29 protein-coding genes, 1 pseudogene and 1 riboswitch are annotated in these 26697 nt (G+C 40.4%); of the genes and pseudogenes, 16 read left to right on the forward strand and 14 right to left on the reverse strand.

Annotated elements, in window-relative coordinates; translation table 11 throughout:
• Window positions 1–10 precede the first annotated feature (10 nt).
• A complete protein-coding gene (locus ABXT41_RS05040; protein ID WP_415390436.1) occupies window positions 11–1063 on the reverse strand; it encodes an alpha/beta fold hydrolase in 1053 nt (350 codons plus the stop codon).
• Window positions 1064–1245: 182 nt separating this feature from the next.
• Window positions 1246–1461, reverse strand: coding sequence for a 50S ribosomal protein L31 (gene rpmE / locus ABXT41_RS05045; protein ID WP_415390437.1), 216 nt, complete (start codon window positions 1459–1461; stop codon window positions 1246–1248).
• 135 nt (window positions 1462–1596) lie between these two features.
• Here rpmE and ABXT41_RS05050 point away from each other — a divergent pair, with 135 nt between their 5' ends.
• Window positions 1597–3837, forward strand: a complete 2241-nt coding sequence (locus tag ABXT41_RS05050) for a primosomal protein N' (protein ID WP_415390438.1) — start codon at window positions 1597–1599, stop codon at window positions 3835–3837.
• Between the two features lie 95 nt (window positions 3838–3932).
• A complete protein-coding gene (locus ABXT41_RS05055) occupies window positions 3933–4511 on the forward strand; it encodes an SPOR domain-containing protein (RefSeq protein WP_415390439.1) in 579 nt (192 codons plus the stop codon).
• An 80-nt stretch (window positions 4512–4591) separates the two neighbouring features.
• Here the strand turns inward: ABXT41_RS05055 and ABXT41_RS05060 are convergent, their stop codons facing one another.
• From ABXT41_RS05060 to ABXT41_RS05075, 4 genes are all read right to left on the reverse strand, one after another.
• Entirely contained in the window at window positions 4592–5119 is a 528-nt protein-coding gene (locus tag ABXT41_RS05060) for a Smr/MutS family protein (protein WP_415390440.1), read from the reverse strand.
• 246 nt (window positions 5120–5365) lie between these two features.
• Complete coding sequence (cysE, locus tag ABXT41_RS05065) at window positions 5366–6205, reverse strand: serine O-acetyltransferase (RefSeq protein WP_415390441.1); 840 nt, start codon at window positions 6203–6205, stop codon at window positions 5366–5368.
• A gap of 3 nt (window positions 6206–6208) precedes the next feature.
• Entirely contained in the window at window positions 6209–6892 is a 684-nt protein-coding gene (locus ABXT41_RS05070; protein WP_415390442.1) for a M15 family metallopeptidase, read from the reverse strand.
• A 72-nt stretch (window positions 6893–6964) separates the two neighbouring features.
• A complete protein-coding gene (locus ABXT41_RS05075) occupies window positions 6965–7372 on the reverse strand; it encodes an LEA type 2 family protein (protein WP_415390443.1) in 408 nt (135 codons plus the stop codon).
• A 244-nt stretch (window positions 7373–7616) separates the two neighbouring features.
• Here ABXT41_RS05075 and ABXT41_RS05080 point away from each other — a divergent pair, with 244 nt between their 5' ends.
• A complete protein-coding gene (locus ABXT41_RS05080) occupies window positions 7617–8000 on the forward strand; it encodes a gamma-butyrobetaine hydroxylase-like domain-containing protein (RefSeq protein WP_415390444.1) in 384 nt (127 codons plus the stop codon).
• Between the two features lie 11 nt (window positions 8001–8011).
• Here the strand turns inward: ABXT41_RS05080 and ABXT41_RS05085 are convergent, their stop codons facing one another.
• Window positions 8012–10234, reverse strand: coding sequence for a YgiQ family radical SAM protein (locus ABXT41_RS05085; RefSeq protein WP_415390445.1), 2223 nt, complete (start codon window positions 10232–10234; stop codon window positions 8012–8014).
• Between the two features lie 89 nt (window positions 10235–10323).
• Window positions 10324–12000, reverse strand: coding sequence for an NAD(P)/FAD-dependent oxidoreductase (locus ABXT41_RS05090; RefSeq protein WP_415391456.1), 1677 nt, complete (start codon window positions 11998–12000; stop codon window positions 10324–10326).
• 118 nt (window positions 12001–12118) lie between these two features.
• Between ABXT41_RS05090 and ABXT41_RS05095 the strand changes: the two are divergent.
• The 4 genes and pseudogenes from ABXT41_RS05095 to ABXT41_RS05110 all read left to right on the forward strand — a co-directional run.
• Window positions 12119–12475 (forward strand): annotated as a pseudogene (locus tag ABXT41_RS05095) (ATP-dependent zinc protease); the annotation flags it as partial.
• Window positions 12476–12568: 93 nt separating this feature from the next.
• Window positions 12569–13498, forward strand: a complete 930-nt coding sequence (gene rimK / locus ABXT41_RS05100; RefSeq protein ID WP_415391457.1) for a 30S ribosomal protein S6--L-glutamate ligase — start codon at window positions 12569–12571, stop codon at window positions 13496–13498.
• A 184-nt stretch (window positions 13499–13682) separates the two neighbouring features.
• Window positions 13683–14063, forward strand: coding sequence for a glutathione S-transferase N-terminal domain-containing protein (locus tag ABXT41_RS05105; protein ID WP_415390446.1), 381 nt, complete (start codon window positions 13683–13685; stop codon window positions 14061–14063).
• Window positions 14060–14479 carry a GFA family protein gene (locus ABXT41_RS05110; RefSeq protein ID WP_415390447.1) on the forward strand — a complete coding sequence of 140 codons (420 nt, stop codon included), beginning with the start codon at window positions 14060–14062 and terminating at the stop codon, window positions 14477–14479. The genes ABXT41_RS05105 and ABXT41_RS05110 overlap by 4 nt, the downstream gene beginning before the upstream one ends.
• 30 nt (window positions 14480–14509) lie before the next feature.
• Here the strand turns inward: ABXT41_RS05110 and ABXT41_RS05115 are convergent, their stop codons facing one another.
• A complete protein-coding gene (locus ABXT41_RS05115; RefSeq protein WP_415390448.1) occupies window positions 14510–15559 on the reverse strand; it encodes a hypothetical protein in 1050 nt (349 codons plus the stop codon).
• A 263-nt stretch (window positions 15560–15822) separates the two neighbouring features.
• On the opposite strand from ABXT41_RS05115, the gene ubiE reads away from it, so the two are divergent.
• The 8 genes from ubiE to tatC all read left to right on the forward strand — a co-directional run bounded on the left by ubiE (window position 15823) and on the right by tatC (window position 21033).
• Window positions 15823–16572 carry a bifunctional demethylmenaquinone methyltransferase/2-methoxy-6-polyprenyl-1,4-benzoquinol methylase UbiE gene (gene ubiE / locus ABXT41_RS05120; RefSeq protein ID WP_415390449.1) on the forward strand — a complete coding sequence of 250 codons (750 nt, stop codon included), beginning with the start codon at window positions 15823–15825 and terminating at the stop codon, window positions 16570–16572.
• An 11-nt stretch (window positions 16573–16583) separates the two neighbouring features.
• Window positions 16584–17261 carry an SCP2 domain-containing protein gene (locus tag ABXT41_RS05125; RefSeq protein WP_415390450.1) on the forward strand — a complete coding sequence of 226 codons (678 nt, stop codon included), beginning with the start codon at window positions 16584–16586 and terminating at the stop codon, window positions 17259–17261.
• A 2-nt stretch (window positions 17262–17263) separates the two neighbouring features.
• Complete coding sequence (gene ubiB / locus ABXT41_RS05130) at window positions 17264–18883, forward strand: ubiquinone biosynthesis regulatory protein kinase UbiB (protein ID WP_415390451.1); 1620 nt, start codon at window positions 17264–17266, stop codon at window positions 18881–18883.
• Between the two features lie 87 nt (window positions 18884–18970).
• Window positions 18971–19354, forward strand: a complete 384-nt coding sequence (gene hisI / locus ABXT41_RS05135; protein WP_415390452.1) for a phosphoribosyl-AMP cyclohydrolase — start codon at window positions 18971–18973, stop codon at window positions 19352–19354.
• On the forward strand, window positions 19351–19689 hold the full coding sequence (locus ABXT41_RS05140) for a phosphoribosyl-ATP diphosphatase (protein WP_415390453.1): 339 nt from the start codon (window positions 19351–19353) through the stop codon (window positions 19687–19689). The genes hisI and ABXT41_RS05140 overlap by 4 nt, the downstream gene beginning before the upstream one ends.
• Window positions 19690–19733: 44 nt before the next feature.
• Entirely contained in the window at window positions 19734–19955 is a 222-nt protein-coding gene (gene tatA, locus ABXT41_RS05145) for a twin-arginine translocase TatA/TatE family subunit (RefSeq protein WP_415390454.1), read from the forward strand.
• Between the two features lie 53 nt (window positions 19956–20008).
• Window positions 20009–20287 (forward strand): Sec-independent protein translocase protein TatB, encoded by a 279-nt coding sequence (gene tatB / locus ABXT41_RS05150; protein WP_415390455.1) that lies wholly within the window; start codon window positions 20009–20011, stop codon window positions 20285–20287.
• Window positions 20284–21033 carry a twin-arginine translocase subunit TatC gene (tatC, locus tag ABXT41_RS05155; RefSeq protein ID WP_415390456.1) on the forward strand — a complete coding sequence of 250 codons (750 nt, stop codon included), beginning with the start codon at window positions 20284–20286 and terminating at the stop codon, window positions 21031–21033. Before tatB ends, tatC begins: the two co-directional genes overlap by 4 nt.
• Here tatC and ABXT41_RS05160 read toward each other — a convergent pair.
• From ABXT41_RS05160 to ABXT41_RS05175, 4 genes are all read right to left on the reverse strand, one after another.
• The gene (locus ABXT41_RS05160; RefSeq protein WP_415390457.1) at window positions 21030–21770 is read right to left on the reverse strand and encodes a choline/ethanolamine kinase family protein; all 741 of its coding nucleotides are present in this window, start codon (window positions 21768–21770) and stop codon (window positions 21030–21032) included. The genes tatC and ABXT41_RS05160 overlap by 4 nt on opposite strands.
• Window positions 21767–22360, reverse strand: coding sequence for a nicotinamide riboside transporter PnuC (gene pnuC, locus ABXT41_RS05165; RefSeq protein ID WP_415390458.1), 594 nt, complete (start codon window positions 22358–22360; stop codon window positions 21767–21769). The genes ABXT41_RS05160 and pnuC overlap by 4 nt, the downstream gene beginning before the upstream one ends.
• A 2-nt stretch (window positions 22361–22362) precedes the next feature.
• Window positions 22363–22611, reverse strand: coding sequence for a hypothetical protein (locus ABXT41_RS05170; protein ID WP_415390459.1), 249 nt, complete (start codon window positions 22609–22611; stop codon window positions 22363–22365).
• A gap of 68 nt (window positions 22612–22679) precedes the next feature.
• A complete protein-coding gene (locus tag ABXT41_RS05175; RefSeq protein ID WP_415390460.1) occupies window positions 22680–24932 on the reverse strand; it encodes a TonB-dependent receptor in 2253 nt (750 codons plus the stop codon).
• A gap of 52 nt (window positions 24933–24984) precedes the next feature.
• A riboswitch (TPP riboswitch) is annotated at window positions 24985–25084 on the reverse strand.
• A gap of 248 nt (window positions 25085–25332) precedes the next feature.
• On the opposite strand from ABXT41_RS05175, the gene ppa reads away from it, so the two are divergent.
• The gene (gene ppa, locus ABXT41_RS05180) at window positions 25333–25869 is read left to right on the forward strand and encodes an inorganic diphosphatase (protein ID WP_415390461.1); all 537 of its coding nucleotides are present in this window, start codon (window positions 25333–25335) and stop codon (window positions 25867–25869) included.
• A 68-nt stretch (window positions 25870–25937) separates the two neighbouring features.
• On the opposite strand, the gene ABXT41_RS05185 is transcribed toward ppa, so the two are convergent.
• Entirely contained in the window at window positions 25938–26657 is a 720-nt protein-coding gene (locus ABXT41_RS05185) for a YebC/PmpR family DNA-binding transcriptional regulator (protein ID WP_415390462.1), read from the reverse strand.
• Window positions 26658–26697: the final 40 nt, after the last annotated feature.

Below are 26697 nucleotides of genomic sequence, written 5' to 3' on the forward strand. Positions count from 1 at the left end.
TTATTTTTCGCTAAACGGGTGCTGCTAGCAGCTCTTCCAAGTGACGATCAATCTGCTCTATGTACAAAGGATCCATACCAAGTAATCCCAGGTGACCCCAGCTGGTCTCAATCACTCTAAACTCACTATTTTCTACCATTTTTTGGTTATCTTCGCAGTCCTTGGGCGGAAAAAACATATCTGTATTAATGGGCATTACATACATTTTAGCAGTGATTCGGCCTAGTGCTTTTTCAAGATCTCCGCCTGTTATTCTGCTTACATCGCCTCGCTGCCATTTCCAAGCCAAGCACAACAAATTATTAGGGTCCATGGGTGCGAAATAAGCCTGAGTAAACCCCTCGCAGAATTCTTCAGGAGAAGAAAATCCAATATCACGCCATAATTCTTGTTTGAACATTTCAGTGCTATAACCCATCACAGACCATAAATCTGCATGTCGGCGCAACCCCTCGCATACTGCGTTAGACTTTTTATAGAAACCATTCTCCCAAGCTGGGTCTGAAGTAATTGCTTCATTTAATGTTTTTGTAAACAAAAAATCATGTGATGTATTTTTAGCCGTTCCAGCAATAGCGGCAGCACGCTTGACCATCTCAGGATAGCGTACAGCCCACTCCCAAGTTTGCTGGGCACCCATAGAACCACCCACAATAAGAGCCAAGGAGTCTAAGTTAAACATCTCTGTAATTAATTTATGTTGGGCGCGAACATCATCCCCTATTTGCACTTTTGGAAACAATGCCATTCCATTCGGAGCTGGGATATTATGGGGCGATGTAGATAGCCCATTGCCAATTTGGTTCACTACAATAATGAAGTATTTATCTGGATTAATAGCATGGTCCTTTCCCACATAAACTTGCTCGATAATCTTACTCGTGCCCGAGTACCAGGTGGTCATAAGAATTGCATTGCTTTTCTGAGGGTTTAATTTGCCAAAAGTAGTGAAGGCGAGTTGGCAATTTTTTATCATTCCGCCGTCTTCTAGCTTGAAATCACCGAGATTAAAAAGAGTGTATGGGCCATGATTTTCTTGCGAATAATAGTCATTTTCTAGCATTTAAAATCTCCTTCTTCCAATATACAAAAACATACTGTATCAGCATCTAGCATCCTATCAAAAGACTCAATATAAGAAATACTGAAAAAAAAAAGATATATAGAGTTTAAGCAAAAAAAACGGGCTCAAGAAATTAACCAAGAGCCCGAATCATTTGCCTCAAGAGACAAGAATTAATAATATTATTTCTTGGCAGACCGCCCAGCGAATCGCTTATTAAATCGATCAATACGTCCGCCTGTATCTGCAGTTTTTTGCTTGCCGGTATAAAAAGGGTGGCATAAAGAACACACATCAAGATGAATAGTAGTAGCCTTTGTTGAACCCACAGCTATAACATTGCCACAACTGCATGTTGCTGTCATATTGCCATAATTTGGATGAATATCTGTTTTCATGTTTTCATTGCCTCAATGTCTTGCATACCGCCACCCAATCATCATACTGTTAGGCACCATATGTCTCTTTTTAACCGAAAAGGCATACTACCAGAAACTACTGTGCATTCAAGGTTTTAAAGAAAATACTCGACAATGATAAACCCTAACAACAAACAGACAGTCTATCGCGTAGCTGTACCATCACCATTAAGGCGCTTGTTTGATTATCTTTCCCCAGTAGCACAAAACGAAGTGTCGGATAGCAAAATTCTGCGCGCCGGAACAAGGGTTTTCGTTCCATTTGGGCATCGAAAAATCGTCGGTATTATCGTGATGATTGACAATACCAGCGACCTTCCTCTATCTCGACTTAAGCCTATTGCATCTATAATTGATAATGAGCCTTTAATTCCTCAATATCTTTTTCGATTATACGTCTGGGCGGCTAACTATTATCAACACCCTATTGGAGATGCCCTTTTCCATTCCTTCCCAGCTCTGCTAAGAAAAGGAGAGGATCTGCCTATTCAGACAATAAAGCACTGGCGCATAACAGAACAGGGACAAAATTTTTCCCTCGAGCAACTCAGTAGAGCCCCGAGGCAGCAAGAAATTCTTGCTTTATTTCACCTTGAGGAAGTCATAAGCCAGAATGACCTTAGGCGGCGAAAAATTTCATTTCCTGCGTTAAAACAGCTAGCAGAGAAAGATTTAATCGCGCTGACCAATGTATCAGAAAAGGTCAGTACAGTGCATGGCAAGAATGATCTTCTCGCTGAGCAGCCCCTTGATCTTTATCTAGAGCAAAAAGCAGCCCTAAATAGCATTGACGTAACCAGCTTTAACCCCTACCTGCTATTTGGAGAAACTGGTAGCGGAAAGACTGAGGTCTATCTTCAGGCTATTGAAAAAGTAGTTCGTTGCGGGAAACAAGCGTTAGTTCTGATCCCTGAAATTAACCTCACCCCACAAACTTTTGATCGTTTCAAACAACGCTTTAACTGCCGTATCGCTGTACTGCACTCTGGTCTAACCGACAGGGAGAAGGGTCTCGCATGGGATGCAGCACGCACAGGAAAAGCGTCTGTTGTTCTTGGTACACGATCAGCAATATTTACACCATTAAAATCACCTGGGCTATTAATTGTCGATGAAGAACATGACAGCTCATACAAACAACAGGAAGGTTATCGTTATTCCGCTAGAGATTTAGCTGTTATTCGCGCGCAAAAAGAATCTATTCCCTTGATTTTAGGTTCCGCCACACCATCTCTTGAATCTTTATATAACTGTGAAAAAAACCGGTATACCAAGTTGGTATTATCCCGTCGTCCCGGCAAAGCTTCTGCTCCATGCTGGATCCCTGTCGATATTCGTAAGTCCAAATTAACTAACGGTTACTCACGAGAGTTGATTGAGGCTATAACTCAAGCACTGTCAGAAGGAGATCAGGTGTTGATTTTCTTAAATCGACGAGGATTTGCACCAACCCTAACCTGCCATGAGTGCGGATGGATTTCTAATTGCTCCAGCTGTGAAGCAAGGCTAACAGTGCATCGAACACCTAATCGCTTAGTATGTCATCACTGTGAGCGTATGAGCCCAATACCCTCAAAATGCCCCTTTTGCCACAGCTCACAGCTTGAGTGCATTGGCCAAGGCACTGAGCGCAGCGAAGACATACTGAAAGCCTTGTTTCCAAATACACTAATCTTAAGAGTGGATCGCGATACCACTCGCAGAAAACTTGCCATGAAAGAAGTGCTGGCTCAAATCAATAAAGGAAATCCTTGTATATTGATAGGAACACAGATGCTGGCCAAAGGGCATCATTTTCCTAACGTCACATTAGTCGGAATTTTAGATGCTGATGGCGGACTCTTCAGTCCTGATTTCCGCGCACCAGAAAGAATGGGTCAGCTTATCACTCAGGTTGCTGGTCGCTCAGGGCGAGGCGAAAAATCTGGGATTGTTATACTACAAAGCCTTTATTGCGATCACCCCTTTATTTCATCCCTGATATCAAATGACTACGAAGGTTTTAGTGAAGAGATCCGCAAAGAGCGAAAACTTGCTCGGCTTCCACCATACAGATACATGGCCATCATTAGGTCTGAGGCTACAAATAACGCGGCGGCAGTTGATTTTTTAAAATATTATAGGCAATGCGCAGAATCTCTACCCCCTAAAAATACAGAAGTTAACTACCTAGGGCCGTTGCCTGCAACAATGGAAAGGCGCAATGATCGCTTTCGACATATACTTAGTATCTATTGCGCAGACCGCGGGGAGCTCCAAGGGCTAATAAAAAGACTCTGCCTCAAGGTTGAAAATTCATCGCTGGCCAGGCGTGTTCGCTGGTCGGTAGACGTTGATCCCCAAGACATAAGCTAAAGCAACCAATTAAAGCCTGAGAGAACATCAATCATAACTAGCCGAAAAACTAGCTTAGCAATACAATACGTTTATCCTAGGAGCGCATAAAGATCATGACGAAAGATTATGCTGGGCAGCCACCAAAGGTTCGCTCCTCTTTAAGAGGGGCGAAAAAAAAATCAAACAATAAAGTTTGGTCACCTTGGCTTGTATTTCTTGCAGGGGTATTTCTTGGCGTTCTAATCATACCTTTATTTAAGCTATCAGAAATATCGAATGAGCGAAACCCAGCGCGCACTAATAACAACTTGACCGATCTTTCTGGTGACAAACAGAGCAAGCCTCAATTTAACTTTTACACGTTATTAAAAGAAGCTGAGGTGATGGTTACGAAGACACCAAAAATAACAACGTTTTCCAGCAAAGAAAACAATTCAAACGATATCTTTTTACTTCAAACAGGGTCTTTTAGAACTGAAGCAGAAGCAGACAATCTGCGTGCCCAACTTCTACTGCTCAACTTGAATACAGTAATAGAGAAAGTAATCTCTAACAAAAATGAAGCATGGCACCGCGTGATCGTTGGCCCATTCAGCAATCCATCAGCGCTGGCTGAAGCAAAAAAAATCTTAGCCGACCATAGAATTGAGTCGCTACTCCTTAAAAGGAAAAGTCAGCTTCCATCAAGATAGGCATGAGGGTATCCCGAAGAATATTCAAGCTAAATTCAGGGATAACAGATACCTAGTGCCTAAAATAAGATTTGGCGGGGTCATTTTTTATCCAATAATAAATATATAGCTCCTGTTCCTCCATGCTGGGGCTGGGCACTATGGAAAGCCAGTACTGAATCTATTTGTTTTAGCCAATAATTGGTCCAGCCTTTTAGCAAAGCTGGCCTCTCCCTCCCTTCTCCACGGCCATGAACAATAATTGCGACACGGGCACCATCAAGTATGCACTCATGTATAAATCTTGAAATTTGAAACTGAGCTTGCATAACAGTCATCTGATGAAGATCGATTTTTGAATCAATAGGGAGCTTGCCCTGACGTAAATTTTTAAAAATTTTGTCCTCCAGGCCTTCCTGTCTATAGCTTAGGATATCTCTTGGTCTTATCTGGCCTGTCAATTCTATTGGCTCTAAAGTATGAGCTGAAAGAGTGTTTTGAGCAGCGTCCCTGCGATTAGCTATGCCAGGAATCTGGTCTTTTCTTTTATGCAAATAAACCCTATTCGCCTGCAAGGGCTTCACATCAGCCATCTGCTGCTGAAAAGATTCTGAATCGTCTTTTTTCATAAATGATGGTTCTCCTTTTGCTATAGCTGTGTAAATCAAAAATTTATCTCAACTATTAACACTGACAACCTACTAAAATTCCAATTTAATATTACTCATGTCGATCAAAAATATAATCCAAGATCTATACAAATCAATTGAATCCAATTGGCAACCAAGTGCCAAAAAATACAACAACTGATAACAAGATTGCTGACAAATCTTGGTCTTTAGGCGAATCAGCCAGCTATTGATACAATCTTAAGTCTATTTAGTCCGGGTTAATTTTTGGTTCATTTCTCTGGATGGTTCATTCTCATCTGGGGATCCAACAATTTTTGCCGGCACTCCTGCTATCGTTGTATGGGGAGGAACCGAATCTAGCACAAGGCTGCCTGCACCTACTTTTACTCCTTTCCCAATTTCAATATCTCCTAATATTGTTGCTCCTGCAGCAAGCATTACTCCAGTGCGAATTTTAGGATGTCGATCCACGGCCCCTATGCCGGTACCCCCCAGTGTCACAGAATGTAGCATAGAAACATTATCATCTATGACGGCTGTCTCACCTACAACCAAACTTGTAGCGTGATCAATCATGACCCCACCACCAATTTTTGCGCCAGGATGAATATCTACAGAAAAAATTTCTGAAGCCTTATTCTGCAAAGACAATGCTAAATATTTTCTATTTTTTCCCCACAACCAACTGCTAACACGATAGATTTGTAGAGCGTGAAATCCTTTAAAATAAAGCAAAGGAAGACAGTATTGATGGCAAGCAGGGTCTCTCTCTACGTAGGCAGAAAGATCCATTCTGATGTATTTTCTTATAGAATCATCAGCCTTGAATGCCTCTCTAGCAAGCGTCCTGATACTATCCGCGGACATGGTTTCGCTCTTTAATTGTTCTGCTAAAACCCAAGAAAGTGCATCTTCCAAAGAGCTATGAGCAAGTATTGCATTTTGCAAAAAATTACACAGCAAAGGCTCTGCACGTGCATGTTCATCAACTTCACTATAAATTAAAGCCCACAACGAATCCTCGATCGCAGCAGCCGAGCGACCTCCAATAGCAGACCTCTTATTACCTTTGTACTGACTCATATTTCAGCCATTTATTCTGTTTGGATTCTCAATAAACTTCAGAAATATTTCATCGAGATACTCAATTACAGCATCACCTAAAGCTAGCGCATTAACATCTATTGTTGAGCGTACATATGATAGATCTAATATTTCTTCGAATCTTTTAGCCAAAGGGGCATAAGTTAAATGCCAAGGCTCCCTTGCTACCCCCCCACGATCAACAGAATACGGCATTTCAAAACCAAAATCTTTTGAATACTGACGCAGCCAGCAGGATAAACCGTAAAACGGGGCCCCTGGATCGTATTCTGAGGCAATTAATTTAAGCTGGTAGTCTGCTGGAACTGCAGCAGCATCCCATATATCCATATCAGTACCCCAGTGATGTCGAGAACAACCGGGTAGCGCAGACCAACGCAAAATAGCAAAAATTCGCTGCTTGTCGGTCAGTGAGCTTACATCTAAAGGATGACTCAGGTCATCTAGCAATATTCTCTTTCCTGAGGCTTTTTCATTCCAGATCAGTAATTGACGCTCATATGAGCGGAATCCACTAATTATCTGCAGATCAAACCCGTGGATCGCTGCTGCTGCTTTTAATTCAGAAAAAGGAGTCACAACTTCTGCATGCAACAAACATGAGTTATTTACAGCAACCAAATGCGCCTGCTTTTTTCCACTCATAGTATCCGTTGTTATTTCCATGCATGTCTCTCTGAAATTAACACTTTATTTGATGTAAGCCATCAATATAGAACTAAAAATTCAAACTATAAACTAAAGGTTGTACGTGCTACCTAGGTTGATCTGACCAGACTTCGCCGAGGTCGATGCAAGTTTCCACCATGCAGAATGAATCTTGGTATTTAGCGCATATCTAATAGCACCATTCTTGCTTTTAATAGCAGATTCCAAAATCCTGAAAGCAGAAAAAATATTCATAGTTGCGTGAAATTCTATCTTGGTGGCACCAAAAGCAGGTATGGGTTTTAAGTTAGAAAATACACCCCTAACGGCTTCCAGTTCTTCTACCTTAAGGCTGTAAGAAAATTTTGATATACTTAATTCTTTCTTAGTATGGTTCTTGATGTTTAACTGAATCACGATCGTCTGCTCCATGCCTTTGCGAGATAACGGCTGAAAACTCACTAAACTTACTTCTGGTTTTTCGTAGGTGGTCGTCATTGAGGCGCATGAACTTAAAAAGATAGCAAATAATAGCAGCCCACATACCTTCATTTTTCTCATTAAAACTTCCAATTCAGCTAAAATTTACTTAACTACTAAAAAATGATTCTTGCAGACTGCAACATTACAGCACAGAATACATTCGATATTTAAACTCATACTTTACCATTGAGTGCAGTTATTTTGTGGCTCACTTAAAACAATATATTAATTAAATTAATGTTACAAATAGGTCGACCAAATGGCTCCGATCAAAATAAAACTTTGCAAAAAAGAAGGTAGTTTGTCTTTAGAATACAGCAATGGTGATCATTTTATTCTTACGGGTGAATATCTCCGTGTTCACTCGCCTAGCGCAGAGGTCCGCGGGCATGGAAAAGGGCAAGAGATTTTACAATATGGCAAAAAGTTCATTAAAATCTGCAATGTAGAGTCTTCTGGAAACTATGCTCTCAAGCTTACTTTTAGTGATTTGCACGACAGTGGTATATACACCTGGGGTTATCTTTATGATCTTGCTAGCAATCATGCCAAGTATTGGCATGCATACTTAACGGCACTGCATAATACGGAAAAAAGTCGAGAGCCAGATGTTCAAATTGTGCAGCTAATGCAACCAAAATAATTTTCTTTTTATTAAAGTCGAGTTCTTTTGAGGCCCTTTTTAGGTTTTTTATTTTTTGTTATTGCTTTAAATTTTTGAGGTGGCAAGCCATTGTGTTGGGTTAATGCTATCTGCCCTCTTCTCATCTGCAATCTCTTACCTTTTTGTTCTGCACCCTCTGATGGGACCAAATGGTGCTTACCTTCGCCAATGAGCTTAGCAAAACCGGATTTTTTCAAAGCATCTCGAACTAAAGCCCAATTATCTGGATCATGATAACGCAGCAAGGCCTTATGTAGCACGCGCTGCGCTTTCGTTTTTGCACTAAGAATCTTGTCGCTTTTATATTTAACTTTTTTCAGAGGATTTCTTTCAGAGTGATACATTGCGGTAGCAACACACATGGGAGATGGATAAAAATTCTGAACTTGATCTACTCGAAATTCATTGCTTTTCAACCAAATCGCCAGATTGATCATGTCTTCATCAGTGGTTCCCGGATGAGCAGCAATGAAATATGGGATTAAGTACTGCTCTTTACCTGCTTCTTTAGAGTACTTATCAAACATTTTTTTAAAGCTATCATATGCACCCATTCCTGGCTTCATCATCATCGATAATGGCTGATCTTCAGTATGCTCAGGGGCAATTTTTAGGTACCCTCCAACATGATGTGTTACTAATTCTTTTACGTACTCTGGATCCTCTATCGCCAGGTCATATCGTAAACCTGAGGCAATTGCCACCCGCTTTACTCCAGGCACATTTCTAGCTCGACGATATAACTGAGTAGTAGGGCTATGGTCAGTAATCAAATTTTTACATATACCTGGAAACACACAAGAGGGTCTTCGGCAGCTCTCTTCGATTTCTTTGCTTTTGCAAGTAAGATTGTACATATTTGCAGTGGGGCCACCTAAGTCAGATATGGTGCCAGTAAAACCAGGAACCATATCTCTAATTTTTTCAACTTCACTAATGATTGAGTCCTCAGAGCGACTTTGTATAATTCTTCCCTCATGCTCAGTGATGGAGCAGAATGTGCAGCCGCCAAAACAACCACGCATGATATTGACAGAGAATCGAATCATCTCGTAAGCAGGAATTTTTGCATCTCCATATACTGGGTGGGGAACCCTCTGATATGAGTGATCAAAAACCCAATCCATCTCCTTTGTATCTAAAGGAATCGGTGGAGGGTTTACCCAAAGCTCATGGATTCCATGGCGTTGAACCAAAACCCTGGCATTACCGGGATTAGTTTCCTTATGGAAGACTCTCGATGCATGAGCATAAAGAACCGGGTCATTTCTAAGCTTTTCGTAAGATGGCAGCCTGATATAGACTTTATCATCATCCGAAGATTTTGCATCTGGGCTAGGCAGTATAGAAAGCACTTGTGGGATATTATTTTTATCCTGCTCAAGACTCTTTGTATTTGATGGACAATTCGAAGGGTTTTTTTGGTCGGTCGCCTCATAAGGGCTATAAAGTTGATCTATTTTTCCGGGAGCATCAATGCGAGTAGAATCTATTTCTCTCCATCCATTAGGCATCTTCTTGGAAATATATGCTGTTCCACGCACATCAGTAATATCAGAAATTTTTTCTCCCGAAGAAATGCGATGAGCAATTTCAATGATAGCCCGCTCTGCATTACCATAAAGCAAGATATCTGCGGTGGAGTCGACCAAAACAGAACGACGAACTTTGTCAGTCCAATAATCATAATGAGCTAAACGACGCAAGCTAGCCTCAATACTTCCAATCACTAATGGGACATTTTTGTATGCCTCTCTACAGCGCTGAGAATAGACTGTTACAGCTCGATCTGGGCGCTTTCCACCAGCATTATTGGGCGTATACGCATCGTCGTTCCTAATGCGTCGATCTGCAGTATAGCGGTTAATCATGGAATCCATATTGCCTGATGTAACACCATAAAAAAGATTTGGTTTACCTAGCCCCATAAAGGCATCTTTTGAACTCCAGTCTGGCTGAGCGATAACTCCAACCCTGAATCCTTGTGCCTCCAGACTTCTGCCGATTACCGCCATACCAAAACTAGGGTGATCAACATAAGCATCACCGGTAACAATAATAATATCGCAGGTATCCCAGCCCAGTTCGTCCATCTCCTGTCGGCTCATTGGGAGAAAGGGGGCAATACCATAGCATTCTGCCCAATACTTACGGTGAGAAAACAGCGCTGGAGCAGACTGAGGAATATATGGCTGGACAGTTAAAGTAGTCATAATGATCAAATAATCAAAAAGGAAATATTATACAGAAAATTGTAGTTCTTATCTAAATCAATCTATCGGAAAGAACAAAGGCCTAAAGCTTATGTAGTAGGGGCTCCTAGTATGTCTAAAGCTACAGCTTCAGCCACTTTTATTCCATCTATACCTGCAGACAAAATACCTCCAGCATAGCCAGCTCCTTCTCCCGCAGGATACAGTCCACGAGTATTTATATTCTGGTAGTCCTTTCCACGTCTTATGCAGACAGGAGAAGAAGTTCTAGTTTCCACGCCAGTCAAAATTGCATCTGCCATAGAGAAACCTTTTATTTTATCCTCAAATGCCGGGATTGCCTCACGGATAGCTTCAATAGCAAACGAAGGTAGCGCCTGACCAAGGTCACCCAAAGTTATGCCTGGGGCATAAGATGGAGTGACTGACCCAAGTTTATCGGATGGTTTGTTTTGAAGAAAGTCGCCAACAAGCTGCGCGGGAGCGTTGTAGTTGGATCCACCCAACTTGTAAGCCAGAGTTTCTAATTGTCGCTGAAGATCAATACCAGCCAATGGGTGCTCCGGGTAGTCTTTCTCTGGGTTTATTCCAACCACAATGGCTGAATTGGCATTGCGCTCATTACGAGAATATTGCGACATCCCGTTAGTGACGACGGCTCCTTCCTCAGAAGCGGCAGCTACAACAGTGCCTCCTGGGCACATACAAAAACTGTACACACTGCGTCCATTTTTACAATGATGCACCAACTTGTAATCTGCAGCACCCAAAATATGGTGCCCTGCATGCTCGCCAAATCTAGCCTTATCAATAACTTTTTGAGGGTGCTCAATACGAAATCCAATAGAAAAAGGTTTGGGCTCAATATAAACACCCTGCTCCAAAAGCATTTGAAAACTGTCTCTGGCGCTATGGCCGATAGCCAAAATTACATGTCGACTTTTTATAACCTCACCTGAATCTAAAACAACACCAGCAATTTGACCTACATTTTTACCAACAAGGCCCTCTTTAATTTCTAGCAACGGCAAAGTGTCTCGAATGATTGAATCTACTTTGGTCTCGAAGCGCACCTCTCCACCAAGCTCAATAATTTGATTGCGAATATTTTCCACCATTGGCACCAACTTAAAAGTCCCAATATGTGGCTTGCTAACATACATGATTTCTTCTGGAGCACCCGCTTTCACAAACTCAGTTAAAACTTTACGCCCCAGATATCGCTTATCTTTTACCTGACTCCAAAGTTTACCATCAGAAAAAGTGCCTGCGCCGCCCTCTCCATATTGCACATTAGATTCCGTATTAAGCTTACTGCTCCGCCAAAACCCCCAAGTATCTCGAGTGCGAGATTTTACATCCTTGCCTCTCTCTAACACTATTGGCTTAAATCCCATTTGCGCCAGAATTAAAGCAGCTAAGATCCCACAGGGACCAAAGCCAATAATAAGGGGGCGAAACTGATTATCTTGAGGAAAATTTTCAATATTTTTCGCGACAAAATGGTAGCTATTATCCGGAGATAACGTCAAGAATGGCTGATCGTTGTACTGCTCCAATACCCTACATTGCGCAATAGTCGTCAACATTACATCCAACTGATATATAAGGACAATATTAGTCTTTTTTCGTGCATCATAGCTTCTCTTGAAAATACTAAACCCCAATAAATCTTCATCTGCAAGGTTCAGCTTTTCAATTATTGCTTTATTTAATTCTTCATCGGTATGATTAAGATGTAATCTAATATCACTAAGTCGTAACATGTCAGCTTTATCGTTAATTTTGGATCCAAATAGACGCACTATAATCTAACTATTAGCGCAGTGGGCTAAATTATTTTAACATCATGATGGGCTAAAATACTTACTAAGAGGCAACATATTGAATATATCAGCTAACAAAAAAACCATTGGATCAGAAGAATGGTGTTCATTTCCTGCTTTAGGCCTACATGCTATTAGGGCCAGAGTAGATTCTGGCGCAAAAACTTCATCTATACAGGCATTCAACATACAAAATTTTCATCGAGATGGTGTATCTTGGGTCAGCTTTGAGGTTCACCCCATACAAAAAAATAGGAGAACAGTAGTCAGATGTGAGCGCGCCGTTATAGACAAAAGGGTCATTAAAAGTTCGACCGGATTGACAGAAACTCGGTATGTTGTAAGCGCTCCACTTAAATTAGGCGATGAACTCTGGGAGATAGAGCTCACTCTTGCTAATCGTGACTCTATGGGCTTTAGGATGCTTCTAGGCCGAGAAGCGATGAACGGAAGACTTATTGTTGATCCAGCCGAAGTATGCCTAATGGGAGATATTACTGATGAAAAAATTTCAGAACTCTACGGCAAGAAAAAAACAACAAAGAACGGCTTAAATATAGCGCTGCTTGCAAGCAACGAAGAATTGTATAGCAACCAAAGAATACTTGAAGCTGCAGAGCAACGAGGTCATAACATCATTTTTCTGAATGTGATGCAATGCTACATGAAGCTAGATGCTACCAAGCCTGAAGCACATTATCGCGGAGGAAAATTACTTGGCAATCTAGATGCTGTTATTACTCGTATTAAGCCTAGCGCAACATTTTATGGTACAGCATTAGCTCGCCAATTTGAAAGCATGGGGGTTTATACAACAAACACATCTACCGCCATTTCTCAGTCAAGAGATAAGCTATTTTCGTTACAGCTTATGCTAAAAAATGGCATTAACATTCCTACTTCTGGCTTTGCTAACTCGCCTATAGATACAAAAGATCTCATCAATATGGTTGGAGGCGCACCACTAATCGTAAAATTACTAACGGGCTCACAAGGAAGAGGCGTTGTTTTGGCTGAAACACAAAAAGCTGCAGAAAGCGTCATTAACGCGTTTAAATCTTTACGTGCAAACCTCTTGGTACAAAAATTTATCAAAGAGGCCAATGGGAAAGATTTAAGGTGTTTTGTGATCAACGGGAAAGTTGTTGCTTCGATTGAAAGATCAGCGGCTCCTGGTGAATTTCGCGCCAACCTTCATCAAGGAGGCACAGCATCTGTAGTAAAAATAACGATGGAGGAAAAAATGCTCGCCATAAAGGCAGCTAAAGTACTTGGCTTACAGGTAGCTGGGGTCGATATCATTCGATCTAAATCAGGACCGCTGCTGTTAGAGGTGAATTCTTCCCCGGGACTTGAAGGAATCGAATCTGCAACGGGGCAAGATATTGCAGGAATGATAATTGCTTCGATTGAAAAAAAACTAAATTGGCAGATATAACTAATTAACTATGCCAACGATCAGAATTTAGGCACTATAAATTTTTATAGCATAAACAAAAAAATTAATAAACCAACACAAGATTTTATTCTTTTATCGGTTGCTTTTCATCAGTTATACTTACCGGATAAATAGCCCTTTTTGGGAAAAAAACTAAAAAATTCTTATTCAATAGGCATAAAAAATGGCAGTTATTCGCTGGATATTAGGCTCACTGATTCTATCTCTCAATTGGATCTTTTCTCCTAAAATCATTAAAAGAAATCCATCCTCACAAGCTAAATTAAATGAAAAAACTGCCGGCCTTACTTTATTCCAATATCCAGCATGTCCTTTTTGTGTAAAAGTTCGACGTACAATTAAGAAACATAGCTTGTCTGTCAAATTAATCGATCCAAGATTATGCGACCACAGTAGCCAAGAATTGCTTGAGGCTGGTGGAAAATTAAAAGTTCCCTGCCTAAAAATTGAAGCCAATGATACTGATATACACTGGATGTATGAGTCATCAGATATTATTAAATACCTAGAAGACAGAGTGGCTGAGGCCACAAGTAGCGCATGACTAATAGCGAAATTGCCAGAGGTAGCTGTCTGTGCGGACAGGTAGCCTATGAAATTTCTGGAAATCTAGGCATATTTCAGTATTGTCATTGCAGTAGGTGCAGAAAATTTACGGGTAGCGCTTTTGCATCAAACATTTTAATTGCAAAAGAGCACTTCAGGTGGACTGCGGGCGCACTACTAGTTCAGTGCTTTGAACCCAAAGAGACGAAACACTTCGCTACAGCTTTCTGCAAAAAATGTGGATCTTCCCTCCCATGGTTGGGAAAGACCAAGAAAGCTATTGTCATTCCAGCAGGAACACTGGACACTGACCCCTCAATAAGACCAATGCAAAATATTTTTTGGAAATCCAAAGCTTTATGGCACAGGGATGTAAGTGAACTCCTTAAACATGATGAGCTCCCTACTAAATAAATCAAACTCAAGTTAAGAACCGCTATCTGATTACTTATCTGCCTTTATATCACTAGGGTCATAATAAGTAATTCCGTGGACTAATTTTTTGGTTGAGTCTCTTAAGATTTGACTAACAATTTTTTCATATTCAACTGGATCTGCATGAAGTTCATATACAGCAGCATCATCGTCTTTTGCTGAAAGTGTGGAAACCCAATCTATAGCCTTCTCGCTAAGATCAACTGCTTTTCTGCTAAGGTCAATAGCCTGTGATTTAAGGTCTCCTTGCTTCATAGCTGTTTGTTTTTCAGGCTCTATCTTTTCAGATATTTTTATTTTTCGTACAAGATCTCCTACCTTTTCAGTACTGTAAATCGACTTGCCCAATTTGGCACTCACCACCGGACTCAAGCAATATCCTTGGCATCTGGAGGCCTCTAACCCAAAAAATTTCATCCTAGAGCCGCTGGTCACAGAAATTTTTTGCTCAACTTTAAGACCATTAGTTGAGATTGATGCTTCGTCTTGAATCTTGTCCATATGATTTACATACAAAGTTACATCCATAACAGAGGCATTCATCTCATCCATAATTTTACTTATCTGTTTGCCTTTAATGTCTGATAAATTAGGCAATTTCATTCCCGATGGCGAAATAGACATTACATCTACTTTTTCTTCAGTCCTGCTCATCAAAAATTTTTGGTACGTCTGTGAGTTACTTAATGACGAAATGGGAAGTATCTCTATGCCCTGTGCTTTCATTTCACTCATAAAATACCTATAGGATTGATCTGTAACACGCTGGAGTAGCTCAACGGGTATCCCCACTAATTTTGAATTTATCTGCTCATTACTCTCTTCCGTTTCAGAAAAAATAGGGTTATTTATATCATGGAAAATAACCTCAAAATAAGGGACAACAGCCCGATTTTCTACTTTAATTGTTTTTCTATCACCGGATACCTGCACATCCCTCACTTCCGGTAAAGTCGATAAAGGCTTCTCTTTAACAAAAGACGCTAAGTAACTTGACTGCTTTAAAGGCAAGCAAGCAGATATGGCAAAGGTTGTCATAAAAATAATAATTAAGCGCATTTTACTTCCCAGTGTCTTTGAATGTCCTGTACAGGGTTTCGTCAATAAAACAGGGTTTAATCTAGCATTTTAACAAAAAATATACGACACAAACCATCAGATATTGGCATCAAAAAATGTAGTCATATGCAAAACATGGCGCGCCTTAATTAATTAAAAAATACTCAGGTTTCTGCCAACAGCATCCTTAGCTAGCGCGCTCAAGGACAACGAGATAACATCGGTATATAATTGATCCCCCCACAAGAGCGTGTATTTTTCCAATGACAGATAACAAAACAACACATTTTGGCTTCAAAACTGTACCCATTGAGGAGAAAGCCAAAAAGGTGGCTGACGTATTTCATTCTGTAGCTGCAAAATACGATTTAATGAATGACCTGATGTCTGCAGGTGTTCATAGGCTCTGGAAGCGCTACACTATTGAATTATCTGGAGTTAGAGCTGGGCAATCAGTACTAGACGTTGCTGGCGGCACAGGTGATCTAACTGCTAAATTTTCAAAGATTGTAGGCAAAACAGGGAAAATAATATTAGTTGATATCAATGAGTCTATGCTGAGAATTGGGCGTGACAAGCTGATTGATATGGGATGCTCAAATCAGGTTCTTTACACTTTGGCTGACGCTCAATGTTTGCCATTTCCAGATAACACATTTGACTGCATTACCATTGCTTTCGGTCTAAGAAATGTCACCGATAAAGATATGGCTCTCCGGTCCATGAACCGCATATTAAAGCCTGGTGGCCGCTTATTGGTGTTAGAATTCTCCAAGCCATCCAACCCTGTTCTTAAAAAGTTCTATGATTTTTACTCATTTAAATTACTCCCAAAAATTGGTGACTTTATAGCTAATGACAGCGATAGTTACCAATATTTAGCGGAATCCATACGCATGCATCCAGACCAAAATACCCTACAGAATATGATGACAGCTGCTAATTTTGTAAACACTGAATATTATAATATGACTGGCGGCATCGTCGCTCTACATCGAGGTTTTAAGTCTTGATTCTCGATCTTATGAAAAATAAAATTTTTAAAAAAGCTAAAGGTCCAGCTCTAAAGTCTCTTGAGGTCACTCTCAATAAGGCGCTAGAATATGATCACTCTAGTCAAAATGCTATTGGCAGGCTAAGAAATAAGGTTCTTGAAATAGAATGCACATCTCCCTCAATTTCTTTCTATATTATTTTCGGGGGAAAAACGGTCCACTTAGAGCATCATCACAAAGGCGCTGCAGATGCCGTCCTTAAGGGAAGCGTCCTATCTTTAGGCTCTTTATCTATTAATGGCGATCAGCGCGTCTCTTTTTTTGATTCAGGCGTCACAATTTCCGGTGACCAAGAGCTGCTTGGCCAGCTCCAACAGCTTCTAAAAAATCTAGACATAGAATGGGAAACTGGGCTTTCAGATCTAATTGGTGATATTCCTGCACATTTAATTGGAAAATCATTAAGGTCATCTATCGACTGGAAGAAAAATATATTCAAACGAGCTGTAACAGGGGCTGTGGAATTTAGTCAAGAAGAGGCACGCTTAACACCAAGCCTCAATGAGGTTGTTGACTTCAATGAGGCAATTCAACATACACGTAACGAAGTGGAGCGCCTAGCAGCTCGCACCAGCAAAGTAAAAAACAAGATGGATAGTATTTTTTTAAATGATAATAAACACTTGAAACACGTAAAGGATACCTAAAAATGTCGAAAATTAGTCGACTAGCTACTATTATCCGTGTTTTTGTGCGCTATCGACTCGATACATTTGTCGAGAAAGAAAAGCTACCTCGCAGCCTAAGACTGTTATTTGTAGTCACGAAATTTTTTCCTAATACCAGCAAACCCAGAGGAGAAAGACTGAGGGCTGCCCTGGAGAACCTAGGGCCTATATTTGTTAAGCTTGGCCAGCTACTCTCGACTCGCCCCGATTTAATCCCATCCGATATATGCTCTGAACTGAGCCACCTTCAAGATAATGTCGCTCCATTTAATAACGAGCAATTTGTCACTATTGTCGAAGAGGCTCTTAATAAAAGTATTGACGATTTATTTCAAGAATTCAACCATGAGCCTCTGGCGTCGGCGTCTGTAGCACAAGTCCATTCTGCAGTGCTCCCGGATGGTCAGAAAGTAGTCGTTAAAGTAATTCGTCCTGATATAAAAAATATAATTGAACAAGATATTCAGTTAATGCTGTCTATCGCTACATGGCTAGAAAAAAATACTATTGATGGACCGAGAATGAGGCTTATAGAGGTAGTCAACAATTATAGAGTCACAATCTTTGATGAGCTTAACCTACAACGCGAGGCATCGAATGCCTCCATACTTCGCCGCAACTTTGAAAAATCCAGCATGCTTTATGTTCCCGATATCCACTGGGCATACACAAACCAAAATATAATGGTAGCAGAACAAATTTATGCGACACCTGTTACAGATATAGGGGCGCTGCAACAGCATAATGTGGATTTCAAAGTCTTAGCGGAAAGAGGCGTGGAAATTTTTTTCACACAAGTGTTTGAACACAATTTTTTTCATGCTGATATGCATCCCGGTAATATTTTTGTAGATTGTAGCAACCCAAAAGAACCAAAATATCTTGCGATCGATTGCGCAATCATCGGAACCCTTACAGATGCTGATCAATACTATCTGGCACGAAATCTGCTCGCCATTTTTCGACGCGACTACCGTCAAGTAGCTGAACTACATGTTCTGTCTGGCTGGGTGCCGGAAGATACCAATATAGGCGAATTTACTTCTGCTATTCGATCAGTCTGTGAGCCTATTTTTGGGCGCCCATTACGAGATATTTCATTTGGCTATATTCTTGTTAGCTTGTTTCAAACTGCGCGCCGTTTCGATATGGAGGTACAACCGTCTCTTGTTCTGCTGCAAAAAACATTACTCAATATAGAAGGATTGGGGCGACAGCTTTATCCAGATTTAGACTTATGGGATACCGCTCATCCTTTTCTAGAGCGCTGGCTCAAAGAACGATTTAAGCCAAAAGCGTTTATTGAAAAATTAAAACGCCATGGTCCAGAGTGGCTAGAACAGCTTCCGCAGATGCCACAACTTATTTTTCAGGGACTTGAGAATCTTCAGGCTAACACACAAAAATCTGTTGCTACTCCACCTTCTGTTTTGAATAGATCAGTTTCTGTGAAAAAAATAATACGAGACTGGATAGGGCCTGCATTAATAGGTGTCGGGTTAGGATTAGGGCTTTCAAATTGGTCCGAAACTGCTAATAACATACCAGAAAATAGCCTAATCTTTGTTATGATTGGATTAATGATGATGCTGCTAAAATAGCATCATCATGCAATAGTTTTCAGCACTTAAGCTTATTTACCTAAAATCAATATTGCTGATATAACAACAGATGTCATAATAACTACTATGGATAACTTTATTAACAAAATTACTTGGGATGAAAACGGCTTACTTCCCGTCGTAGCGCAAGATGCTACTTCAGGCAGAGTGTTAATGGTCGCCTGGATGAATAGTGAAGCATTGGCGCTCACCGTACAAGAGCAGCGTGCTGTTTATTGGTCTCGATCGCGCAAAAAATTGTGGTATAAAGGTGAGGAGTCTGGGCATGTTCAGCATGTAAAAGAAATACGTCTCGACTGCGATAGCGACGTGCTGATTTTGCAGGTTGAGCAGATAGGTGGTATAGCCTGCCATACCGGAAGAGCTTCATGTTTTTATAGAATATTGCAGGACGGAGAATGGCTTACAGTAGATCCTGTCGTTAAAAACCCAGGAGAGATATATACATGAGCGCTGATGTGTTGACTAAGCTAACAGAGTCTATTGAAGCTCGAAGAAAATCTGATCCTAAGGATTCCTACGTGGCCAGTCTTCACCATCAAGGATTAAATAAAATTCTAGAGAAGGTTGGGGAAGAGAGCATCGAAACCCTTCTGGCTGCTCGGGATGCAGAGCAAACCGGGGATACTAAAAAATTAATCTATGAAACAGCAGACTTATGGTTTCATTCATTAGTTATGCTGTCTCATTTAGGGGAGAATGCCCAATCAGTACTGAAAGAACTGGAACGTCGGTTTGATTTATCAGGTCTTGAAGAAAAAAAACAACGAATCAAAAACCAATAAACTTAATATTAAAATAACCTAGATCACAAAAAAGAGATATCGCTATGATACCTGGCTGGCAAGAACTACTCATTATCTTGGTCATTGTTGCAATAATTTTTGGAACAAAAAAAATACGCAGTATTGGATCTGATTTAGGGGGAGCAGTAAAAGGCTTCAAAGACTCCGTATCAAGCAACGTATCAAATACAGAAACCAATGATGCATCCATAGAGAAGCAGGTCAAAAGCAATACCAAGCATGATGATGATAAAACTGCAAAATAACTGCTCTCATGCCTAATATTCGCTATTTTTAACATATAAAATAGGTTAAATCCATGTTTGATATTGGCTTCTTGGAGCTACTTTTAATTGCTGTAGTATCTTTAATCGTAATGGGACCGAAGCGATTGCCTCAAGCAGTGCGCTCTATCAGCCTCTGGCTAGGCAGGTTTAAGCAAGTGTTTTCATCTGCACGCCAGCAACTAGAAGATGAGGTGGGTATGGATGACGTCAAACGACAATTGCATAATGAGCAAATTATGCGCGACCTCAAAACCACCGCCACTACAATAAAAGAAGCCACCGCCATTACTCCTAAAGATGACTCAAAATGATTGATACACCATCATCAAAACAACCGATAGTGGCTCATCTACTAGAGATGAGAAATCGACTGCTACAATGTATCGTGGTGATTTTTATTATTTTTTTAGGATTGTTTGCTTATAGTAATGAGCTCTATATTTATATATCAGAGCCTCTGACAATTCATCTACCAGCAACATCCTCGATGATTGCTACTGATGTAACATCACCATTTCTAACCCCCTTCAAGTTAGCCTTAGTGTTATCCGTATTTGCTGCAATGCCATTTATTCTTTATCAGATTTGGGCTTTTGTCGCCCCGGGCCTATACCAGCGTGAAAAAAAAATAGTGGTCCCATTATTTCTTTCTAGCGTTGCTCTCTTTTACGGAGGAATGGCTTTTGCTTACCATATTGTTTTCCCTTTAATCTTTACATTTTTCACTAGTGTAAGCCCAGAGGGTGTATTAGTAATGACAGATATTCGAAGTTATCTCGATTTTATCCTTAAGTTATTTTTTGCATTCGGCTTGAGCTTTGAGATTCCCATCGCAATAGTAATTCTGTCATGGATGGGCCTCGTAAATCCAACCCAATTAGCAAAAAGACGTCCTTATGTGTTTGTTATATGCTTTGTGCTGGGCATGCTGCTGACTCCGCCAGATATAATTTCACAAACCCTTCTAGCGATACCCATGTGGCTGTTGTTTGAACTAGGCATTGCTTTTAGCAAAATCATCAAACCTGAATCAATAGAAAAAAGTGCAGCAAGCTAACTTTGCACGAGAGACCAAAGCCTATCAAGGCCCTGCTGTAAAAAAAATATCTTCTCAGTTATTGAAATTTTATCACTTAACCCATGCAGTCTAACTAAATCTATTTCTGGGTGACCAAAAGCAGCGTATTCCCAATCAATCAGAAATAATCCAGTAGTGGCTTCTATCAGATTTCCCGGAACAATATCATGATGATTAATTACTGGCGCCCAGGTCTGGCTGTCTATAGCTGCAGCCACATGAAGCAGCTCATCAAAAAATAATTTCTCTAAAGTGCATATCGAAACTGGTAATTGTCGTATGTAATACTGACAATAGCTTAAATAATTTCGCTTTACAGCATGGCATGGAAGCGAGACGCTATGAATTTTATTTATAATTTTAGTAACTTTTTTTATGTTTAATGGCGCGTTAAGATCAGATTCAAGCCATTGATAACCTTCAATATAATCACTAACTAGAGTATGGCTATCCACAAATAATACTTTAGGAGAAAAATCGAACTCCTGAAGCAGGGAAAGTATTTCTATTTCCTGATGACGATTGATACCTAAACTTATACTATCTTCATTGTTTATTCTAACAACTGCCTGATAGGCGCCAGATTTAACCAAAAAAGATCGGTTAGTTCGCCCACCTAGTAGCTCCCTAACAACCCTAGGCTCATCAGGCCAAGAGGTCCTCCAACCTCTCCAGCCAGAAAGTGTTTTCTCTAGAAGAAATTCTACCCTACTCAAAGATTATTCTGCTCAAGATAGCGCTTACGCCAAGTGCAGTAACCCAAAATAGCCAATATGACATAAAGCACAAAAAGGACGGCAGTCTGATAAAGATTCTGGCTGAAATACAAATAGATTGAAACCCCATCAATAAAAATCCAATACAGCCAATTTTCAAGAATTTTTCTTGCCACCATTGCCGTTGTCACTATTGATCCTAGCGTCGTAAAAGAATCCAAATACGGCAACTCCGCATCAGTATATGCACCCAGAAAATACCCTATAATCAAGGAAAACAAACTAACCAAGCTAACTACTAGGATATGACACAAAGGTGTTAAGCGTGAAATAAGCAAGCCTGTTTGTTGCGTTCCCCCCCTTCGCCATTGCTGCCAACCATAAAGCGACATCAGCACATAATAGACATTCAACAAGGACACCATGTATAACCTGGCATCAAAGAAAATCCACACATAAATTGCTGCGCTAAAAAAAACAAAATACCAGCATAAGCTGTTCTCTTGTATAGCAAATGCCAAGTAACCAAAAGCTAGGACTACCGCCAATGTTTCAAGAGTTATCCAGCTTAAATTTAGCCATGATTCCATGATTAAAGAGCCTCATAGGCCGGAATATACTTCACCACATAGACCGCCATGCCAAATTCTTTATAGCAACTCAAGATAGTTTCTTGGACTGCATTCATTGCATAGCTATACTCTCCCTGCACTACAGTGCTAGTAGGAAAGGTCTTTATTTTTAAGTCACTATATTTATTGATTTTCTCTATAAATCCATCAATAGGGACAACAAAGTTCTCTTGATTGGGATACATGCTGATATCAATAGTCAACTCCATAGCGACCCCCTAAAAAAAGAATAAAATAAATGCTGCTCTCTAATCTATAACGTCAAGACTGGAATATCTTAAAAGTTAAACTTAACTGTTGCACCTATCACTCTTGGCTCACCAAACTGATAATAAGGTTCTAGTGCATAATTTTTTCGAGGATCATTACCAAAACTTCCAAATCCTCGCACAATCACATCACGATCTGTCAAATTTCTCCCCCAAAGAGAGAAATCCCAAACGCCATACCTATAATTCAAATGAGAATTTAACAATTCATAACGATTAGATTTTGCATTGTGGCGAGGAGAGAGATTAAACGCCCCTTTTCCCTCTACCTCTAACCCTGCAACAAGATTAGCTGTAAGGTCTAACTCAGCGCCTAGTGCGAACTGATATGAAGGCGCATGAGCCTGCTTATCTCCGCTAAGATCTTTAGGGGTAGGATTGCTTGCATGTCTGTCGACCTCAACATGAGAGTAACTCTCATAATCTTTAAATATTGCTTTCAATAAACCTAAGCTGCTATAAAAATTCACGCCAGAAAAAGGGAGCCAGTTGAGCTCCAGTTCAGTGCCATAGTTGGCACCTTTTTTAGCATTCTCAAAGTAATCAGTAAACGTACACGCACCCCCTCCGGAGCAATCCACTAAAGATTGTTTTACCTGCATTTTATGTCGCTGCTGATAAAATATTGCTAGTTGGCCATTTAATTTTCCATCAAACCAATCCATTTTTATACCAGTCTCATAATTCCATAAATATTCGGTATCAAACTTTTTATTTTTAGCATCTAGCGATGAGCTACTATTAATCCCGCCTGCTTTATAGCCCCGCGAGATTAATCCATAGATCATAGTATTGTTTGTTGCAAAGTATTCTAACCCCAATCGCCCCCCCCAAAGACGCTCACCTTTTGCATAACCAACAGATGCTCTGTCCATATAATCAGCATTCCGGTACTCCAACCGCAACCCAGTTGTTAGTCTTAATTTATGACTAAGCTGGCTTCCTAATTGCCCATAGATGGCATAATTTTTGGTATCGAAGTCGCTGGTAAAATCAGAATCATAGGTCCACTCACGCAATAAAGATTCTTTTTGCTCGCGAAAATAAACTCCGGCAACCCAGTCCGTGGAATCATCAAAAAGCAATCCCTGATCATTTGATACCAAACGAAAATCTAGCGTTGTTGTTACTCTATCACGTCTGTAATTATCAACAGACTCATATGCTGAGCCACTACATGCATAATCTGAACATATAGCTGCATAACTCCAGTCTTCATCAAAACCGTACTCGGTATCATGATTAGAGCGCCCTATCAAGGAAACCACATCAAAATTACTACTATTGCTCCATGTGCTCTCTACAGAAAATGCCAATGTTTCCTGGCGATCGTGACCGGGTTGATCAGAAAAAGTATGGCGCGTATTATCTAATGAGAAGCTATCGTATCCATTTTCTGCATTAACATACAATCCAACAATCTTAATATTTAGGCTATCACTAGCCCGCCAATGTAATTTTCCTCGAATAGTTTGCTCATCAATATTATTGGTATCATCTCGATTAAGAAATTCATTCTCTACATAACCATCTCTTTTGGAGCGCTGCACAGCAAGACGGTAGCCCATATCATCTGTTATAGGGCCGCTCAACACACTGGAAAATGTTCGAGCTTCATATTCAGAAAATGATGACTCCACGCTGCCTTCAAATTTTTCCGAGGGATCATTCGACTGAATATCAATCAACCCTGCCATGGCGTTCGCTCCATAGCTTGTACCTTGCGGGCCTCTAAAGACTTCAACCTGCCTAATATCAAGCATAGTTGCGGCCCCGCCAATCCCACTAAAATCAATACCATCTATAAAGAGTCCAACAGAGGGATTAATGGGCTCAACATACTGACTGCGTTCACCAATTCCGCGGATTTGAAAAAATCTTCCTCTAGATGAGCCGCTGGAGAAATTTACATTAGGTGCCAAGTTGAGCACCTGCTCAATATGCTGGGCTTCACGTCGATTAATCGTCTTGCTGTTAATCACGGTAATGCTATTACCTGTATCCAATACGTTTATATCGCGAAATTTTGCTGTAACGACGACCTCAGCAATCAAGCCATCTTCCTCAATTTCTGAAATTTCATTTGTAGGCGAAGTATCTTCTTCGACCTCCAAAGCTTGAGCTATAGAACCTTCAGATCGAGAATCAACAGAGGTGGTTTTCAGCTCACCGGAAGCATAAGAGTTTTGAGCTGTAAGGTGAAATGCAATCCATAAAATAACTGCAAGAGTAGTTTTTATTTTTCTAGACACTAAATACATATAAAGCCTCATTAACAAAAGTCAAGAGACCCGGAAGGGGAAAGATGGAACGTTGAATTCTGCGTCCTATCCCTACGCCGGTACTATCCGGATCAGGTTCAAAGGGTCCATCCGAAGATGTCTCAGGCTGCCAGCCTCCCCTTAGGAATAATCACCATATCATGGCGAATTACAAAATAATTTTACAGAATATTTTTTAAATAGCAATAATTGTAAATCGATGAAATAAAAATATCTTCAGATTGCTTTTCTGTCGAATATCCCCCCAGGTGGAGCTAGCAATAAATGCTCTCCAACAGTATAATTCGATTTATTTTGAAAACTATAGATCCATAGAAATTCATGGAATGTGCTTACATGCATTTATATTAATACTTTTAACTACGAGACAGAAAAAGACATGAGCTACAACAAGATCCCTGCTGGCAATGACCTTCCCCATGATATTAATGTGGTTATAGAAATACCAGCCAATCATGATCCTATTAAATATGAGGTCGACAAAGATGCGGATGCTATTTTTGTCGATCGATTTGTAGCCACGCCAATGTTTTATCCGGCAAACTATGGCTATATCCCTCAAACATTATCTGAAGACGGCGATCCTCTAGATGTATTAGTGGTTACCCCTTACCCTGTAATGCCAGGCGCAGTAATTCGCAGTCGACCTGTTGGTGTGCTAAAGATGTCAGACGAATCTGGTGTCGATGCAAAACTGCTGGCTGTCCCTCACACTAAGCTGACCAAGCTATATGATCATGTGAGTGAAATTAGTGATCTGCCAGAACTTCTAATCAAACAAATTCAACACTATTTTGAAAATTATAAGACCCTTGAGGCAGGAAAATGGGTTAAAGTTGAAGGGTGGGATAACGCAGCAGCTGCGTGTCTTGAAATCAACGCATCACGTGAACGGTATCTTCAAGAGGAATCTTAAGCGCCAACAACAGCGCTCTAATCCAAACAAAAAAGCCCTGCATTGCAGGGCTTTTTTATTATTAATAATTACAACAATTTAACATTATGATACACCTGCTGGACATCATCTAGCTCGTCTAGCATCGTCATAAATTTATCAAACAAAACAGTGTCGTCACCCTCAATAAAAACATAATCATGCGGAATAAACTGCACTTCATCAACCTCGAAATCTACCTCGCCACAGCTATTTAACAACGACTGTTTTGCTTTAAAGTAATCTGTGTGTGAAACAAAAACAGATACTTTTCCATCATCATACTCAATATCAGTGACATCTATATCGTCAGCCATTAGGCCATCAAAAGCAGCTTCTTCATTATCAAAATCAAACACAAAAATAGCTACATGATCAAATTGATGGGCAACGCTACCCTGCGTGCCAATCTTGCAGTCAGTCTTGGTGAACGCAAGACGAACATCACCAAACGTTCTATTAGGGTTGTCTGTCAGGCACTCAATAATGGCCATACTGCCCCCTGGGCCATAACCTTCATAGCGAGCAGGAAAAAAATCTTCGCCAGCTCCGCCTTTGGCTTTTTCGATAGCTTTATCAATCACATGCGTTGGAACTTGATCTTTTTTAGCTCGATCAATCAAACTGCGCAATGATAGATTATTACTAGGATCTGCGCCTCCAGACTTGGCGCTAACATAAATTTCTCGACCATAACGGCTGTATACTTTAGCCTTCATATCAGAAGTTTTTGCCATAGACTCTTTGCGATTCTGGTAGGCTCTACCCATATCACTGTTACCCCCTCAAGATAATTTATACTGAAAACCT

The organism is Porticoccus sp. Uisw_050_02, from assembly GCF_047729555.1.
In the GTDB taxonomy this organism is placed as follows: Bacteria; Pseudomonadota; Gammaproteobacteria; order Pseudomonadales; family Porticoccaceae; genus Porticoccus.